This is a genomic window from Mesorhizobium sp. P2_E7, from assembly GCF_056403855.1.
Window position 1 is genome coordinate 141,744 of record NZ_JBFUER010000001.1, and the last position, 15,885, is coordinate 157,628.

Below are 15,885 nucleotides of genomic sequence, written 5' to 3' on the forward strand. Positions count from 1 at the left end.
TGGGCGCGGCGGTCGCGCGACAGGCGAGGACCTGGCGCGAAATCGGCCTGAGGCATGGCCTCGATTTCGGCCGGCGAAAGCAACGGGAGGAAAATTCCATGAGAAGACTGCTGATGAGCTTTCTGTCGGCGCTGGCGCTGACCTTTGCCGCCGGCGCCGCGAAGGCCGCGGATGGTGGCACGTTGCGCTCGGCCATGCGCACCGGCTGCATCGAGATGGGCACGCTGCACACCACTTGTGGCCACAGGCTCGACGAGACGGTCCTGCAGGGCCTCGTCCACATCAAATGGACGGGCGAAGGCGTGCAGCCGATGCTGGCCGAGAGCTGGAAGACGCCCGACGGCGGCAAGACTTACATCTTCAACCTGCGCCATGGCGTCAAATGGCATGACGGCACCCCGTTCACCGCCAAGGACGTGGTGTTCAGCCTCAACCTCTACGCCAACCCCAAGGTCGGCTCGCCCTGGGCGCAGAAGCTTGGCGCGGTCGCCGGGTACAAGGCTTTCCAGGATGGCTCGGCCTCCTCGCTTGCCGGAGTGAAAGCACTCGATGACATGACCGTCCAGATCGAGCTCGACAGCGCCAAGCCGCTCTGGGTCGAGCTGCAGCTTATCGCTATCTCGATCTTTCCCGAACACATTCTGGGCAAGGTCGCACCCGGCGATATCAAGGGCAACGGCTTCTGGGTCAACCGCGTCGGCACTGGCCCGTTCATCTGGAAGAAATATGAGAGCGACCAGTATGTCGAGGTCGACCGCAACCCCGACTATTTCCTCGGCGCGCCGAAGCTCGACCGCATCATCTACCAGATCTACAAGGACGTGCCGCCGATCATCGCCGCACTCGAGACCCAGGAAGTCGACGCCATGTCCTATGAGGGCGGCGGTGTGCCGGTCTCCGAACTCGCCCGCCTGCAGAAGCTCGACTATCTGACGGTGCTGCCGAAATTCTCCGCCGGCCTGCCGACCTATCTGCAGTTCAACCTGGAGAACAAGCGTTTCGCCGATGTGCGCGTGCGCCAGGCGATGCTCTATGCCATCGACCGCAAGGCCATCATCGAGACGGTCAAGCAGGGCGCTGGAGAGCTGTTGAACACGCTGTTCCCGCAGGATTGGGCACGCGCCAAGGATCTCGAGCCCTACGACTACAATCCCGATAAGGCCAAGCAGTTGCTGACCGATGCCGGCTGGGACACCAGTCAACCGGTCGACTTCATCTACTACTATTCCGACCAGATGAACGTCGACACCGTCACCGCCATCCAGAGCTATCTGGCCGCCGTCGGCGTCAACATCCAGCCGCGCCTGCTCGATCCGGCGGCGATCAACCAGGTCTATGCCGACGGCAGCTTCCAGATGGGCTTCTTCGCGCAAGGCATGGGCCTCGATCCCTCGCTCGGCTCGCCGCTGGTCGTCTGCGGCGCCAAGCCGCTTGCCATGGGCTATTGCAACCCCAAGGTCGACGAACTCTTCAACAAGGGGCTGGAGTCCAACGACCGCGCAGTACGCGCCGCGAGCTACCAGGAGGCCTCGCGCATCCTCAACCAGGACCTGCCAAAAGCCTGGCTGTGGAACGAGGTGCGGCCGCTGGCCTTCAACAACCGCATCGTCGGCCTTGCCCAGCACTTCAAGGAGCAGCCGCTCGTGATCTTCAATCACCCGGTCTACAACGAAGTCGAGAAGTGGGAAGTGGCGAAGTAGCCACCGCGCAAACCCTTGCAGATCGTGAGGCTCCGCCGGAGCCTCACGATCTGATGTCTCAGAACCGCCTTCAACCATAGGAGAGGCCGGTGCTCAGCTATCTCCTGCGAAAACTGCTGTTCAGCGTTCCGGTGCTGTTCGGCGTCACCGTGATCGTCTTTGCCATTGCGCATGCCATGCCTGGTGACGCCGTGCTGGCAATGATCACGGCGGAGGCGCCGTCGAGCGAGGCGCTGATCGCCATGCGGCGCGGCGAGCTCGGCCTCGATCAGCCGGTTTACATCCAGTACCTCAACTGGATCGGCCAGATCCTGCACGGCAATCTCGGCCGCTCCTTCGTCAATGGCCGTAGCGTCGGCGACATCATAGCAGAACGGCTGCCGATGACGCTGGAACTGATGGGCGCGGCACTTCTCGCAGCCTTCATCATCGGCACCACGCTCGGCGTGATCTCGGCGCTGCGGCAATACAAGGCCACCGACTATTCGCTGACGCTTGCCGGCTTTGTCGGCGTCTCGATCCCGGATTTCTTCATGGGGCTGCTGCTGGTCTATGTCTTTGCGCTGGAGCTGCGTTGGCTGCCTTCGTCGGGCATTTCCACGGCTGGCGACAGCTTCTCGCTCGTCGACAATCTCAAGCACCTGATCCTGCCGGCGGCAGCACTCGCTTTGTTCCGCGCCGCCATCTTCATGCGTTATGCCCGCGCCGGCATGCTCGAAGTGCTGAACCAGAGCTATATGCGCACCGCCAAGGCCAAAGGCCTGCGCCCGAGCACGATCACGCTTCGCCATGGTCTGCGCAATGCACTGATCCCGCTGGTCACCGTCTTCGGCCTCGCGCTGCCGACACTGTTCGGCGGCTCGGTGGTGATCGAGACCATTTTCCAGTGGCCGGGCATCGGCCTGATGTTCATCGATTCCGTGGTCAACCGGGATAGTCCCGTCATCATGGGCTACGTGCTGATCACCGCCATCATCGTCATGCTGGCCAATCTTGTGACCGACCTTGCCTACAGCGTGCTCGACCCCAGGGTGAGCTATGACTGACGCCACCGCCGCCGACATCGCGGTCACGGCAAGCGCCTCGCGTGGCCTGTGGGGCGAGGCGGCGCGCCGCTTCCTGCAGCACCGGCTGGCGACGCTCGGCCTGATCATGCTCGCCATCATCGTGCTCGCTTGCGTGCTGGCGCCGCTGATTGCGCATTACGGACCGAACGACATCGACCTCAGGGGCCGCAACCAGCCGCCCGGTGGCATGCATTGGCTGGGCACGGACGGCACCGGCAGGGATATCTTTGCCCGCATCCTCTATGGCGGCCGCATTTCGCTGACGGTCGGGTTCGTCGCCGTGGCCATCTCGGCGGCCATCGGCATCTTCATCGGCTGCGTCGCCGGCTATTTCGGCGGCAAGGTCGATCTCGTGCTGATGGGCCTGATCGACATGGTGCTGACCTTTCCGCGCCTGGTCATCATCATCGCTTTCGTCGCTGTCGTCGGCCCCAGCATCTTCAACACCATGGTGGTCATCGGCCTGCTCAGCTGGCCGTCGATCGCCCGACTGACGCGCGGCGAGATCCTGGCGCTGCGCAACCAGGAATTCATCCTTGCCGCGCGCTCGCTCGGCACCTCGCCATCGGTCATCATCCTCGAACACATATTGCCCAATGTGCTGAGCCCGATCCTGGTGGCGATCACGCTCGATGTCGCGACCGTCATCCTGCTCGAGGCGTCGCTCTCCTTCCTCGGCCTCGGCGCGCAGGCGCCTGCGGCAAGCTGGGGAAACATGCTGCGCGACGCGCGCACGCTGTCGATCCTGGAAAGCCAACCCTGGATGTGGATCCCGCCCGGCGCCATGATCGCCATGGCCGTGCTCAGCATCAACTTCGTCGGCGATGGCCTGCGCGATGCGCTCGACCCGCAGCACATTATGGGCGGGGGCGGCAAATGACAGGCGCCGACGCACTTGCAGTCGAAAGGGCCGCCAAGGGGATCGGACAGCAGTCGGTGCTTTCCGTGCAAGGGCTGAGCGTTCAGTTCGGTCCGCACGGCAATTCCGTCTATGCCGTCAACGATGTCTCCTTCGAGCTTGCCGAGAGCGAGTCGCTGGCCATTGTCGGCGAGAGCGGCTCCGGCAAGTCCGTCACCGTGCAGACATTGATGGGGTTGATCCGCAAGCCGCCCGGCCGTGTGACGTCAGGCCGTGCACTCTTTCGCGACCGCGATCTGCTGGCCATGCCCGACAGTGAGTTGCGCCAGATCCGCGGCCGCGACATCGCCATGATCTTCCAGGACCCGATGTCGTCGCTGAACCCCGTGCTGACCATCGGCCTGCAACTCACCGAGGCGCTGCGCGAGCATCAAAGCCTGAGCGAGGCCGAGGCTGAACGCCAGGCGCTCGACATGCTGGCGCTCGTCGGCATCGCCAACGGCCCGCAGCGCATGCGCACCTTTCCGCACCAGTTCTCCGGCGGCCAGTTGCAACGCATCGGCATCGCCATGGCGCTGGTCTGCAAGCCGTCGATCCTGATCGCCGACGAGCCGACGACGGCGCTCGACGTCACCATCCAGGCGCAGATCGTCGAACTGGTCGCGCGCCTGCAAAAACAGCTCGGCATGGCCATCATCTGGATCAGCCATGACCTCAGCCTGGTCGCCGGCTTCGTCGACCGCGTCGCGGTGATGTATGCCGGCTCGATCGTCGAATGCGCGCCGGTCGACGCCCTGTTTTCGGTAACGACCCATCCCTACACGATCGGCCTGTTGAACTCGATCCCGTCGTTGACCGCCGACAACGCCAGGCTGGTGCCGATCAAGGGCGCGCCGCCCAATGTCACGCTGCCGCCGACCTTCTGCGCCTTCGCGCCGCGCTGCGACTATGCCGAGGCACACTGCCGCGAACAGAAGCCGCCGCTGGAAGCGGTCGACGCCGGCCACACCTCCGCTTGCTGGCGCTGGCGCGAGATTGACCATCTGCCACGGCCGACGGCCGCGGCACAAAGCGCGAAGCCTGCTGCCGCGGCCGGGAAGGACGCGCTGCTCTCCGTCACCGATCTCAAAGTGCATTTCCCGATCCGGCGCGGCGTGCTCAGGCGGCAGGTCGGCGCGGTGCATGCCGTCGACGGCGTCAGCTTCGAGGTGCTGCGCGGCGAGACCCTGGCGCTGGTCGGCGAAAGCGGCTGCGGCAAGTCGACGACCGGCCGCGCCGTGCTTGGCCTCGAGCGGCCAAGTGCCGGCCGCATCGTGTTCGAGGGCAGGGACTATGCCGGCGCAACCGGTGAAGAATTGAAGCAGCGCCGCCGCGATATGCAGATGGTGTTCCAGAACCCGTTCGGTTCGCTCAACCCGCGCATGACCGTCGGCCGCATCATCGGCGAGGGGCTGCGTGCGCAGAAGATCGGCACCCGCGCCACGCGCGATGCAAGGGTCAGCGAGTTACTGGCGCTGGTCGGCTTGCGGGAAGCGCTGCGCAACCGCTATCCCTTCGAGCTCTCCGGCGGCCAGCGCCAGCGCGTGGGCATTGCCCGTGCGCTGGCAGCCAATCCGAAATTCATCATCGCCGACGAGCCGATCTCGGCGCTCGACGTCTCCATTCAGGCGCAGATCGTCAACCTGCTTGATGACCTCAAGACACGCCTTGGCCTGACCTATCTGTTTGTCGGCCACGATCTGTCGATGATCCGCTATCTCAGCGACCGTGTCGCGGTGATGTATCTTGGTCGCATCGTCGAGATCGGTATCACCGCCATCGTGTTCGGCAGCCCGCTGCACCCCTATACGCGCGCGCTGCTGTCGGCGATCCCGGTGCCCGACCCGAAGGCCGGCGGCACGCGCCGGCGCATCGTGCTCGGCGGCGGCGTGCCCGATCCGTCGAAGCCGCCATCCGGCTGCCATTTCCATCCGCGCTGTCCGAAAGCGACCGACATCTGCAGCAAGGTGGACCCGCAACCGCGCGATTTTGGCTCGATCGCATCGGGCCGGCACCTCGTTGCCTGCCACCACGCCGGAGAGGCCTGAGCGATGCAGCGAAACCCGAGCCGGCTGTCGAAAAAGATGATGCCGAAACAACGCCATAGAGCCGAAACCGGAATCAGCGGTTCAGGCTCAGATTTCCCCGAGACAATCCTGGCAGCACCGAGGACTTAAGCAATGACCAGAGAATTGGCGGGCATGTATGCCGCCTTGATGACCGGGCTCAGCGATGCCGGCGAGTTCGACCCGCAACGCCAGCGCAACATCAATGATTACGTCCTGCGCCAGGGCCTGGCCGGCCTCTATGTCGGCGGCTCAAGCGGCGAGTCCGGCCTGCTGACGGTGGACGAATTGTTGGCGCAGCAGGAAGTGGTCTTTGCAGGCGCCGCGGGGTCGGACGTTAATCTGATCGCCCATGTCGGCATGCCGAACCTTCGTGATTCCATCCGCCTCGCGCGGCACGCGAAAAAGCTCGGCTATCACGCGCTGTCGGCGCTGCCGCCGCATTCCTATCCGTTCTCCGACGAGGAGGTGTACGGCTATTACCAGGCGCTGGCGGCGGCGACCGACCTGCCGCTGATCGTCTACGAGATCCCGTTGCGCACTGGCCGTCCCTTGCCGCTGGCGCTGCTGGTCAGGCTGCTCGACCTCGGCAATGTCGTCGGCATCAAATACACCTCCACCGACCTGTTCAAATATTCGCTGCTGCGCAAGCGGCAGCCGCAAAAACTGTTCTTCTACGGCTTCGACGAGATCTACGCCGCCGCCGGCATGCTCGGCACCGAAGGCGGCATCGGCACCACCTACAATCTGCTCGGACGGCTCTATGTGGCGGTTGATCAGGCGGTCCGTGCCGGCGATCTGGTGCAGGCGAAAACCTTGCAGATGGTGTCGCAGGATTTCGTCGAAGCGCTGCTGGAGACCGGCGTGCTGCCGGGCATGAAAGCGGCCTTCCGTGTCATCGGCGTCGATTGCGGCCCGACCCGCGCGCCGATGGCGCCAGCCGTCAAGGACGCCGAGGATCGGATGCGCGCCGTTCTCGCCCGCCCGGCAATCAAGAACTGGCTGGCGTGATAGGCAGCCTCACTCGGCCCTCTGCCGGAACTTCGAATGACAGGCCGAGCAATCCTGCAGGATAAGGTGCAGAATATGCTCCGCCGGCAGTTTGGCCGGATCCGCTGGGGTCGAGCGCTTGCCGAGCAGGCTGCCGCCGCCCATCGCCAGACCGGCACCCATGCGCATGTCGTCGGTGATGACGGCGGGAGCGCTTTCGGCCTTGGCGGAGAGCGCGGCGGCGAGCAGGCCGATATGGCGGGCGAGAGCCTCGAATTCCGGCCGTGCTTGGTCGATCTCCTCCTTGGCGCCGGATGGCGCGCCGAGCGAGTTGTTAGGAAATTCAGCGATCAGGGCGCCACCGGTGCGATCGCGCAGCGCCGCGGCCGCGGCCTTGAAGCTTTCGGGCTGATAGGCGCGCTTGCCGTCGAACATCTCGGCGATCGTCCTTGCCGCCGCCGCCATCTTCTTCATCGAGGACTGCCGTGCAGGCACGATGGCATCGCCCGAGGCCATTGCGGTTGTCGAGGCGAGCACCAGAGAAGCGGCGAGCGCCAGGATTGCTGTCCGGGGCGCGATGGCGGCCTTCATGCTCGTACGTCGACGATGCCCATCATGCCGAGCTGTTCATGCTCGAGAATATGGCAGTGATACATGCGCGGCCCGGGCTGTTCTTGACGAAGCAGCAACCGCACGGTCTCGCCGCGCGCCACGTTGACCGTATCCTTCCAGGCAAGATAGGGCGGCTTTGAGATATTGCCGTCACGTTCGTGCTCGAACACTTGGAATTGTGTGCCGTGGACGTGGAACGGGTGGTCCATGTCGGCCTGATTGGCGATCTCCCAAAGCTCGGTCTCGCCGACTTTCGCCTCGATGTCGACGCGAGCCATGTCGAAGGTTTTGCCATTGATCAGGAAGCCCATTTCCATGCCGGTGGCGTTCATCGCCATGGTTTCGGTAAGGACTAAGCGGCGGCTGACGGAGGGAGCACCAAGCGGCGCGATCGGCCGCAGGCGTTCAGGCAGCGGCGGCAAGGCTGCCGCTGCCTTCTCCGAGACATCGACCGTGAGCAAGGCGAGACCGGCATCGGCCGGCCGGCCCGGCCCCATCCAGCCACGGTCGTAGTCGAGCGTGGTGAGCGTGGCGACTCCCGGCCTGTCGAAGGCGACGACCAGTTCCACGCGTTCGGCCGGGCTAAGCAGGATCTCGTCCGCCGCCTCGGGCTTTTCCAACAGGCCGCCGTCGGTGCCGATCACCGTCATAGCGGCATTGGCGAACGCAAGTCTGAGGAATCGCGCATTGGTGGCGTTGTACAGCCGCAGACGCCGCTTCGTGCCCATTGCCACCGCCAGTTTGGGGTTCTTCTGGCCGTTGACCAGAACATGGTCGCCGACGCGGCCGTTCATCAGGTCGGCCATGGTGCTGTCGGGCATTGAGCCGTCGGCGGCAAGCCGCAGATCGGTGAACATCAGCACCGTGTCGCCATAGGCTGCCGGAACAGGGTCCGCCTTGGCCTTGACCACGAAGGCTCCGGCAAGCCCGCGATAGACCTGCTCGGCCGTCCGGCCATGCGGATGCGGGTGATACCAGTAGGAGCCGGCACTGCCCTCCGGCAGCTCGAAGCTATAGATGCGTTTGCCACTCTTCTTGACCGGGTCCATGGGGTTGCCGTCCTGGTCGGCCGGCACCGGCATGCCGTGCCAGTGGATGGTACTCGCCTCGCCGATCCGGTTGGTGAAGGCGATCTCCACGCGGTCGCCCTCGAAGGCTTCGATCAGCGGTCCGGGGCTCGTGCCGTTATAGGCAAGGATCCGTGTATCTTGTCCCTCGACAAACCGGACCGTGGCCGGTTCGGCGACAAGTCTTGCCTTGAAAAGGCCTGGCCCGCTAGCCTTGTTGGCAAGCGGCTGCAGTTCGCGCAACGCCTCGCCTTCAGTCAGCGCGGGAGCGTGTTGGTTGTTCATGTCGCCCATGTCCATGCCGGGCATGGAGTCCATGTTCGACATGTCATTCGTTTTCATACGCGCCAACGCACGCGAGCCCGTCAGGGCCGTCGCTAGGCCTGCAACCAGAAAACCACGTCGATCCATATCGTTCTCCTTGTTGTGACAGCAAGGCCACTCGGCGGCTTTCCTTCAGGCTAAGGTTTCCAGTAACTGGAAGGTCAAGGGAGATTCGTGTGGCTTGAGCAGTTCTGACTGAAGTGACTTTCTTTGGTGGGATTGTCCAAATGGAGCAAAGGAAGTGACCGGGAACCGCCAGGGAGCGGTCGCAATTTGACCCAAATCGGCCTCTAACGGGCAGAACATGCTGCGGTTCCAGCCTTCACGGTTTTCTTGACAGGGGCTGGAAAAACAGGCAGCAAAGCGGGTGAGGGAGAGCATTTCTACCGTGGCAGAGACCATGGAGAGCTCTTTTTTCGTATCGGGCACCGTATAATCGGTGGCTGATGGAGGGATTGGTTAACCAACTTTGTCCATCTTTTGATTCAATCGGCAACAGACGCGAAAGGTGCAGGGGGCACCAGCGAACTGTGGATGTCACGGATGCGAGGGTCGCAAGCCTGCATGCCGATTGAGAGTGGTTGTATGGCGTTTTTGCGTTTGAAAAACCGGGGCGACAATCCTGAACGGGATTTGACTTCGAAGAGATCCGGCCAGCGCTGGGTGGTGGTGCCGGTCGTCGGCGCGGCCCTTGCGCTGTGGTCGGTGGCGACCATGGCCGGCCTCTATTCGCTGGGCACCTCGCTCACCGCCGCGTCCAGCAGCCTTCCGCAAAGCCTGCTTCTGCCAAACGCTGCACTTGCCGATTCGCGCCGCAGCCTCGCCAATTCGTGGGCGCCGCGGCTTTCGGCGCAAAAGTTCCAGGCCTCGCTGCTCAGCCAATGCGACGCCGGCTGCAGGCGCGCTGCCGCCAGCTTCGCGCATGACGGTAAGACGGCGCGGCTGCACCTCGCCGCCCACGATGCAGCGCCGGCCGCCACAAACACGATCGCTGCAAACACCGGCGCGGCACCAAACACCAGCATCGCATTTGTCACCCCGCGCGATGTGCGCTTTGACGGCGTGGTGGCCAAGGCAAAGCTGTCGCCGCAAAAGCTGGCTGCTGCCTTCGCCAAGGCCTCGAACGCGCCCTTCATGCTTGCCAGGCTTCCAGCCGCTGCCCGTTTCGCCGAAACCCGCATGCCCGACCAGCATGGCCCGGCCTCGGAGCGCTTTGGGCCGGAAGTGGCCGAGATCGAACGCTCGTCCCGCCTGGCGCTCGCGCTCGCGAACAGTCTGCCGGAAGGCGCTGATATGCTGGCGCCGCCGCCGGCCGTCGCGGCAATCGCCAGTGCGCAAGATCCTGAGCAGGCTGAGGTTCAGGTCGCTTCGTTGCCGCCGCAGGACGATCTGCCGGGCAGCATTGCGCTGCCGGGTCGGCGTCCGCGCGCCGAAACCGCTCAGCCTGCCGAGGCGCCCAGCAAACCCAGGGCACAAGCGGCCAAGCCTCAGGCGGCCAAGCCACAGACCGACAGGGCGGCCGAGACCGCGGCACCCCAGTCGCCGGGCTTTGTGTCGCCGCGCTCACCGCGCAATTCCCAGGACGTCGCCGCACTGCCGGGCGTGCCAGGCAGCGAGACCATCCGCGCCAAGCCGGGCAAGCGGGTGAAGACGCAGGCCGGCGAGATGTTGGCCTATGCCAAGCCCGATGTCCCTGCCGGCGGTGTCGGCCGGGCCTTCAAGGATCTGTTTGCCACGCCCGGAATGGGCGGCGGCGTTGCCGTCTACGACATCTCGGCCAAGACCGTCTACATGCCGGATGGATCGCGGCTCGAGGCCCATTCGGGGCTGGGTTCGATGGTCGACCAGCCGCGTTTCGTCCATAAGAAGAATGTCGGGCCGACGCCGCCCGACACCTATGATCTGAAGCTGCGCGAATCCCGCTTCCACGGCGTCGAGGCGCTTCGTCTCACCCCGACCGACGGCCGCAACAAATACGGTCGCGACGGCCTGCTCGCCCACACCTATATGCTGCGCGGCGGCCGTGCCGAATCCAATGGCTGCGTCGTCTTCAAGGACTACGCCCGCTTCCTCGCCGCCTACAAGAGGGGCAAGATCAAGCGCCTCGTCGTCGTGCCGCGGCTCTCGAAGCCGCTGACGCAGGTCGCCCAGGATGGGCGGGGAGCGTAGGCAGTAGGCAGTAGGGGCTGGAAGCCTCATCTGCCTTGTTCCCTGTTTCTGCCCCTATTGCCTATTCCCCACTGCCTATTCCCTTTTCCCCCTCCGGCAGACTATGACTGACCCCTGCGGTCGGCTTCATCACGAGGACATCATGACAATACGCGCTGTCGTTTGGGGCGAGAACATCCATGAGCGGACCAATGAGGTGGTCGCCGCCCTCTATCCCGAGGGCATGCACACGACCATCGCCAAGGCGCTGAATGCCGACAAGGCGATCTCCGCCTCGACCGCCACGCTCGAACAGCCCGAGCATGGCCTGCCGGCCGATCGTCTGGCCGAGACCGACGTGCTGGTCTGGTGGGGCCACAAGGACCATGGCGCCGTTGCCGACGAGGTCGTCGAGCGCGTTGCCCGCCGCGTCTGGGAAGGCATGGGGCTGATCGTTCTCCATTCCGGCCATTTCTCGAAAATCTTCAAGCGGCTGATGGGCACCCCCTGCACGCTGAAATGGCGCGAGGCGGGCGAGCGCGAGCGGCTCTGGGTGACCAGCCCCAGCCATCCGATCGCCGAAGGCGTCGGCGAGTTTTTCGAGCTCGAGAACGAAGAAATGTATGGCGAGCAGTTCGCCGTGCCGGAGCCGCTGGAGACGGTGTTCATCTCCTGGTTCCAGGGCGGCGAAGTGTTCCGCTCCGGGCTGACCTATAGGCGCGGCGCCGGCAATGTCTTCTACTTCCGTCCGGGTCACGAGACCTATCCGACCTATCACGACGCCAATGTGCACAAGGTGCTGCGCAACGCGGTGAAATGGGCGCACAACCCGCAAGGCACAAAGTCAGCCATTCTCGACGCGCCGAATGTGCCTGTGGAGAAAGCGCTGGAGCCGATCGTCGAGCGCGGCGGCAAGCTGCATGCCTCCGGCGAGGCCGGCTTCCGCTAAAACAACCCCAGGAAAAAGGCGCGGCGGCTTCCCTATGGATTCGCCTAGGCCGCGTTTGTCTCATATGTTTGAATCGAACCAATTCGCTCGGAGTGTAAGAAAATGCGGCTTTTGATACTCGGTACCGGCTGGATGGCGCAGGAACATGCCCGGCAGTTCGGCAAGATCAAGGGCGTCGACCTCGTCGCCGCCGTCGATGTCGACGCCAAGCGTGTCGGTGAATTCGCCGACGGCTTCAAGATTCCGAAACGCTTCACATCGCTGGAGGAAGCGCTTGCCTGGGGCGGCTTCGATGCCGTGGCCAACGTCACGCCCGACCGCATCCACCATCCGACAACCATGGCGCTGATCGCCGCCGGCAAGCCGGTGCTGTGCGAAAAGCCGCTGGCCGAAAACTTCGGCAAGGCGAGCGAGATGGCTGACGCGGCGCAAGCCGCTGGCATCGTCAACATGGTCAACCTCACCTATCGCAACGTCGCTCCCCTGCAGAAGGCGCGGCATATGGTGCTGGCTGGCGACATCGGCACCGTCCGCCATGTCGAGGCGTCCTATCTGCAGAGCTGGCTGGTGTCGAAATTCTGGGGCGACTGGCGCACCGATCCGAAATGGCTGTGGCGGCTGTCGCGCAGCCACGGCTCCAACGGCGTGCTCGGCGATGTCGGAATCCACATCCTCGATTTCGCCAGCTATGGCGCCGCACTCGACATCGACCACGTCTTCTGCCGGCTGCGCGCCTTCGACAAGGCGCCGGGCAACCGCATCGGCGAATACGACCTCGACGCCAATGACAGTTTCGCCATGACGCTGGATTTTTCCAACGGCGCCTTTGGCGTCGTGCATGCCAGTCGCTGGGCGACCGGCCATATGAACGAACTGCGCCTGCGCATCTATGGCGACAAGGGCGGCATCGAGGTCGTGCACAATCTGGAGGGCTCGGAGCTGAAGGCGTGCATCGGCGAGGATATCGAGACCGCCAAATGGCAGGTGATCGACGCCGGCACCGTGCCGACCAACTACCAGCGCTTCGTCGATGCGGTCGCAAGCGGCGTGCAGACCGAACCGTCATTCCATCATGCCGCCGAACTGCAGAAGGTGCTGGATCTGGCTATGATGTCGGAAGAGAAAAGGACCGAGCTCAGGGCCGGCGCCGACACGCAGTAACGTCCTTCGAGGGAGGAGCAAGCCATGGTCACGCGCCGCGCGCAATGTCTCTGCGGCCAGTTGTCAGCCGTCTGTTCGGGCGAGCCGGTGCGCATCTCGGTCTGCCACTGCCTGGACTGCAAGCGCCGCACCGGCAGCGCCTTCAGCTACAATGTCCGGTTTGCCGAAGCCGATGTAACGGTCGAAGGAAAGTCGACGCAGTTCATCCGCACCGGTGAGCAGGGCGGCCGCGTCATCTACGATTTCTGCCCGCAGTGCGGCGCCAGCGTCCACTACCGGATCGACACGCAGCCCGGTGTGATCGCCATTCCCGTCGGCGCCTTCGCCGATCCGTCCTTCCCGCCGCCCTTCCAGTCCTTCTATCACGACAGCCGGCGCTGCGACTGGGTCGAGATCAAGGCAGAGCCGCTGTCGACGTTTGACTGAAGACGCAGTCAACCCGGCGGTGGGACCGCGACCCCGGCGTAGTGACTTCCCAGCTGCCAGAAGAGCAGCGGAAATCGCCGGCGCTCCTCATGGACGAGCCGAAAGCCGGCCCCGCCGACCAGACGCAATGGATCGCGATTGAGCTGGCAGCCGCCGGCGAGCACTCCCCACATCCGGTTCAGGCGCTCCTGCCACCTGCGGCAGCGCGGCCCCTCGGCCTGGCCGTGCTCGATGAAGATCAGCCGGCCCGTTGGCTTCATGATGCGCCGGATTTCACTCAGCGCCGCTTCCGGGTCCGGAATGGTGCAGAACGCGTAGGTGACGACGACGGTGTCGGCAAAGTCATCGGCCAATGGCAGGGTTTCGCCGCGGGCCCGCAGGCATTCGACATCGAAAGGCATGGAACGGCTCTTCGGTTCGGCCAGGCCGAGCATCGTGCCGTCGGGATCGACGCCCACCAGCCGCTCCACTTTGGCCGGGTCGTAGTAGGGAAGGTTCAGGCCAGACCCGAAGCCGACTTCCACAACAACGCCCGCTGCCTGCGGGATCATGCGCCTTCGCATGTGCGCGAATGCGTTGGCTGAACAGCCGGCGTGGACGAAGTAGGGAGCAACGCAGCGTGCATACCAGGAGAGACAGGATTGGCACATGTCTCAGCCTCCTTGCCCGGTGTTCGATACCCCGACAGGGCCGCCAGCCTCGGGTATGCGTTGACAGGTGAGAGTATTGACCAGTGACATTTATCGCTCCAAGTCTGTCTTCAGACGGGCCAAATCGGCCCAACGTCGTAGGGATGGATAGAAGGCCTGCGTCCCCTCAACGTCCCCGCTCGACGCATACGGATCGATGGAGCGATTAGAGTTCCGACTTCTGGGTTTTCCGGAGTTCCGTCTGAACGGGCGGCGGGTGGAGCTTGCCTTGCGCAAGGCAGCTGCGCTCCTCATCTACCTTGCCGAGGCCGGTAGGCCCGTGGCACGCGAGGTTGCCGCTACACTGTTGTGGCCCGAAACCGACGAGGAAGCCGCACGGGCACGGCTTCGGCGCACGCTGTATAAAACCCGCATCGCATTCGGCAGGGATGTTATCGCCGCCAGCGGCACATCGCTCAGCCTGCACCCGGCGCTGTCCGTCGAGGTCGACTCCAGGGTTTTCGAGCATGCCTGTGATGTCGGCCCTCTCGACGCGGCCGCCGACACCTATAAGGGCGACTATCTCGCCGGCTTCTCACTGCCGGATTGTCTGGAATTCGAGGAATGGGTCTACTTCAGGCGCGAGGCCCTGCGCAGCCGGTTGGTACAGGCGCTGGAGCGGCTCGTCGAAGCCAAGATCGCCGGCGGCGAGCCGCGCAGCGCGGTCGTGCACGCGACGCGCCTTGCGGCACTGGACCCTTTGAGCGAAAGCGCGCACCGCCACCTGATCCGCGCCCACCTGGCGGCCGGAGACAGGGCGGCAGCCGAGCGCCAGGCCGAGACCTGTGTTCGCCTGCTGCACGAAGAACTCGGCATAGCGCCGGACTCCGCCACGCTTGCCCTGCTGCACGAGCCAACGCGCGATATCAGCCTGGACGTGCCCAGAACCCGCTATGTCGACGTGGACGGCGTCCATATCGCCTACCAGATCGTCGGCAGCGGCCCGATCGATATCGTGGTTGTTCCGGGGTTCATTTCGCATGTCGAGCGGGTTTGGGAAGACAGAAGCTGCCGCTCCTGGATCACTGCGGTTTCGCGTCTCGGCCGCCTTATCCTTTTCGACCGGCGCGGCATGGGACTTTCCGATCGCGTCGGTGCCCGCCCGACTGTTGAAGCGACGGCGCAGGATATTCTGTCGGTCATGGATGCAGGCGGTAGCCGTAGGGCCTTGCTCATCGGGGCATCGGAGGGTGGGCCGGGTTGTGTCCGCTTCGCCGTGGACCACCCCGATCGCCTGGTCGGCCTTGTTCTGTGGGGGTCCCTGGCGAAGGGCAGCCGCACACCCGACTATCCTTTTGCGCTGACCGCCGCGCAATACGATTTGTGGAAGCAACGCCTGCTCGCCGGCTGGGGTGGCCCGGCGGAAATCCAGACATTCGCACCGAGCCTGGCCGAAGACCGCCAGGCGCAGAGCTGGTGGGCCGGCTTGCTCAGGGCAGCCTCCAGTCCCGGCGCGGTCGCGGGCCTGCTCGAAGCGCTGCGTGATACCGATGTCCGCCATCTCCTGGCAAAAGTCTCGGCGAGGACGATGGTTCTGCACCGCTCCGGCGACCGCGCCGTGCGCATCGAGGCCGGACGGTTCCTCGCAGCCAAAATCCCGGACGCACGTTTCATCGAGCTTGCCGGTGACGACCACTGGTTCTGGGTCGGCGACCAGCAGCCGCTGCTCGACACCATCAGCGCGTTTGCACGAAACAGCTGACGCGCAGCCGGGGACGATCAGGGGACACACCCTGTGCAGGGTGATGCTCACAACTCTCGATGTCGGTTGTGAAGCACAGCGCTCTA

The 15,885-nt window shown here is 64.4% G+C and carries 14 protein-coding genes; 10 read left to right on the plus strand and 4 right to left on the minus strand.

Annotated features, from left to right (window positions below; genetic code table 11):
- Positions 1 to 98 precede the first annotated feature (98 nt).
- The 5 genes from AC1DYC_RS00750 (at position 99) to AC1DYC_RS00770 (ending at position 6,742) form a co-directional block, all read left to right on the plus strand.
- Positions 99 to 1,700 carry an ABC transporter substrate-binding protein gene (locus AC1DYC_RS00750; RefSeq protein WP_477403121.1) on the plus strand — a complete coding sequence of 534 codons (1,602 nt, stop codon included), beginning with the start codon at positions 99 to 101 and terminating at the stop codon, positions 1,698 to 1,700.
- 89 nt (positions 1,701 to 1,789) lie between these two features.
- Positions 1,790 to 2,746, plus strand: coding sequence for an ABC transporter permease (locus AC1DYC_RS00755; RefSeq protein WP_477403123.1), 957 nt, complete (start codon positions 1,790 to 1,792; stop codon positions 2,744 to 2,746).
- A complete protein-coding gene (opp4C, locus tag AC1DYC_RS00760; RefSeq protein WP_477403125.1) occupies positions 2,739 to 3,647 on the plus strand; it encodes an oligopeptide ABC transporter permease in 909 nt (302 codons plus the stop codon). Before AC1DYC_RS00755 ends, opp4C begins: the two co-directional genes overlap by 8 nt.
- Positions 3,644 to 5,713: an ABC transporter ATP-binding protein gene (locus AC1DYC_RS00765; protein WP_477403127.1), complete on the plus strand. Its 2,070-nt coding sequence runs from the start codon at positions 3,644 to 3,646 to the stop codon at positions 5,711 to 5,713. The genes opp4C and AC1DYC_RS00765 overlap by 4 nt, the downstream gene beginning before the upstream one ends.
- A 132-nt stretch (positions 5,714 to 5,845) precedes the next feature.
- Entirely contained in the window at positions 5,846 to 6,742 is an 897-nt protein-coding gene (locus AC1DYC_RS00770) for a dihydrodipicolinate synthase family protein (protein WP_477403129.1), read from the plus strand.
- A 9-nt stretch (positions 6,743 to 6,751) separates the two neighbouring features.
- Here AC1DYC_RS00770 and AC1DYC_RS00775 read toward each other — a convergent pair whose 3' ends face one another.
- The 3 genes from AC1DYC_RS00775 to AC1DYC_RS00785 all read right to left on the minus strand — a co-directional run bounded on the left by AC1DYC_RS00775 (position 6,752) and on the right by AC1DYC_RS00785 (position 9,126).
- The gene (locus AC1DYC_RS00775) at positions 6,752 to 7,312 is read right to left on the minus strand and encodes a cytochrome c (protein ID WP_477403131.1); all 561 of its coding nucleotides are present in this window, start codon (positions 7,310 to 7,312) and stop codon (positions 6,752 to 6,754) included.
- The gene (locus AC1DYC_RS00780) at positions 7,309 to 8,727 is read right to left on the minus strand and encodes a multicopper oxidase family protein (RefSeq protein WP_477403133.1); all 1,419 of its coding nucleotides are present in this window, start codon (positions 8,725 to 8,727) and stop codon (positions 7,309 to 7,311) included. The genes AC1DYC_RS00775 and AC1DYC_RS00780 overlap by 4 nt, the downstream gene beginning before the upstream one ends.
- Positions 8,728 to 8,856: 129 nt before the next feature.
- Positions 8,857 to 9,126, minus strand: coding sequence for a hypothetical protein (locus tag AC1DYC_RS00785; RefSeq protein ID WP_477403135.1), 270 nt, complete (start codon positions 9,124 to 9,126; stop codon positions 8,857 to 8,859).
- Positions 9,127 to 9,438: 312 nt separating this feature from the next.
- Here AC1DYC_RS00785 and AC1DYC_RS00790 point away from each other — a divergent pair, with 312 nt between their 5' ends.
- From AC1DYC_RS00790 to AC1DYC_RS00805, 4 genes are all read left to right on the plus strand, one after another.
- Positions 9,439 to 10,893: a DUF2778 domain-containing protein gene (locus AC1DYC_RS00790; RefSeq protein WP_477408104.1), complete on the plus strand. Its 1,455-nt coding sequence runs from the start codon at positions 9,439 to 9,441 to the stop codon at positions 10,891 to 10,893.
- A gap of 142 nt (positions 10,894 to 11,035) precedes the next feature.
- Positions 11,036 to 11,821, plus strand: a complete 786-nt coding sequence (locus tag AC1DYC_RS00795; RefSeq protein ID WP_477403137.1) for a ThuA domain-containing protein — start codon at positions 11,036 to 11,038, stop codon at positions 11,819 to 11,821.
- Between the two features lie 102 nt (positions 11,822 to 11,923).
- Positions 11,924 to 12,982, plus strand: a complete 1,059-nt coding sequence (locus AC1DYC_RS00800) for a Gfo/Idh/MocA family protein (RefSeq protein WP_477301715.1) — start codon at positions 11,924 to 11,926, stop codon at positions 12,980 to 12,982.
- A gap of 24 nt (positions 12,983 to 13,006) precedes the next feature.
- Positions 13,007 to 13,408 (plus strand): GFA family protein, encoded by a 402-nt coding sequence (locus tag AC1DYC_RS00805; protein ID WP_477301713.1) that lies wholly within the window; start codon positions 13,007 to 13,009, stop codon positions 13,406 to 13,408.
- Between the two features lie 8 nt (positions 13,409 to 13,416).
- Here AC1DYC_RS00805 and AC1DYC_RS00810 read toward each other — a convergent pair whose 3' ends face one another.
- Positions 13,417 to 13,959, minus strand: a complete 543-nt coding sequence (locus AC1DYC_RS00810; protein ID WP_477403139.1) for a class I SAM-dependent methyltransferase — start codon at positions 13,957 to 13,959, stop codon at positions 13,417 to 13,419.
- A gap of 295 nt (positions 13,960 to 14,254) precedes the next feature.
- Between AC1DYC_RS00810 and AC1DYC_RS00815 the strand changes: the two genes are divergently transcribed.
- A complete protein-coding gene (locus AC1DYC_RS00815; RefSeq protein ID WP_477403141.1) occupies positions 14,255 to 15,799 on the plus strand; it encodes a bifunctional AfsR/SARP family transcriptional regulator/alpha/beta hydrolase in 1,545 nt (514 codons plus the stop codon).
- Positions 15,800 to 15,885 lie beyond the last annotated feature (86 nt).

Excerpts from the sequence above, each read along its gene's own strand:
- AC1DYC_RS00800 (WP_477301715.1), top strand. The coding sequence starts at position 11,924 with ATGCGGCTTTTGATACTCGGTACCGGCTGGATGGCGCAGGAACATGCC.
- AC1DYC_RS00775 (WP_477403131.1), bottom strand. The coding sequence starts at position 7,312 with ATGAAGGCCGCCATCGCGCCCCGGACAGCAATCCTGGCGCTCGCCGCT.
- AC1DYC_RS00750 (WP_477403121.1), top strand. The coding sequence starts at position 99 with ATGAGAAGACTGCTGATGAGCTTTCTGTCGGCGCTGGCGCTGACCTTT.
- AC1DYC_RS00790 (WP_477408104.1), top strand. The coding sequence starts at position 9,439 with ATGGCCGGCCTCTATTCGCTGGGCACCTCGCTCACCGCCGCGTCCAGC.
- AC1DYC_RS00815 (WP_477403141.1), top strand. The coding sequence starts at position 14,255 with ATGGAGCGATTAGAGTTCCGACTTCTGGGTTTTCCGGAGTTCCGTCTG.
- AC1DYC_RS00785 (WP_477403135.1), bottom strand. The coding sequence starts at position 9,126 with ATGGTCTCTGCCACGGTAGAAATGCTCTCCCTCACCCGCTTTGCTGCC.
- AC1DYC_RS00765 (WP_477403127.1), top strand. The coding sequence starts at position 3,644 with ATGACAGGCGCCGACGCACTTGCAGTCGAAAGGGCCGCCAAGGGGATC.
- AC1DYC_RS00805 (WP_477301713.1), top strand. The coding sequence starts at position 13,007 with ATGGTCACGCGCCGCGCGCAATGTCTCTGCGGCCAGTTGTCAGCCGTC.
- AC1DYC_RS00770 (WP_477403129.1), top strand. The coding sequence starts at position 5,846 with ATGACCAGAGAATTGGCGGGCATGTATGCCGCCTTGATGACCGGGCTC.
- opp4C (WP_477403125.1), top strand. The coding sequence starts at position 2,739 with ATGACTGACGCCACCGCCGCCGACATCGCGGTCACGGCAAGCGCCTCG.
- AC1DYC_RS00780 (WP_477403133.1), bottom strand. The coding sequence starts at position 8,727 with ATGTCGAACATGGACTCCATGCCCGGCATGGACATGGGCGACATGAAC.
- AC1DYC_RS00810 (WP_477403139.1), bottom strand. The coding sequence starts at position 13,959 with ATGATCCCGCAGGCAGCGGGCGTTGTTGTGGAAGTCGGCTTCGGGTCT.
- AC1DYC_RS00795 (WP_477403137.1), top strand. The coding sequence starts at position 11,036 with ATGACAATACGCGCTGTCGTTTGGGGCGAGAACATCCATGAGCGGACC.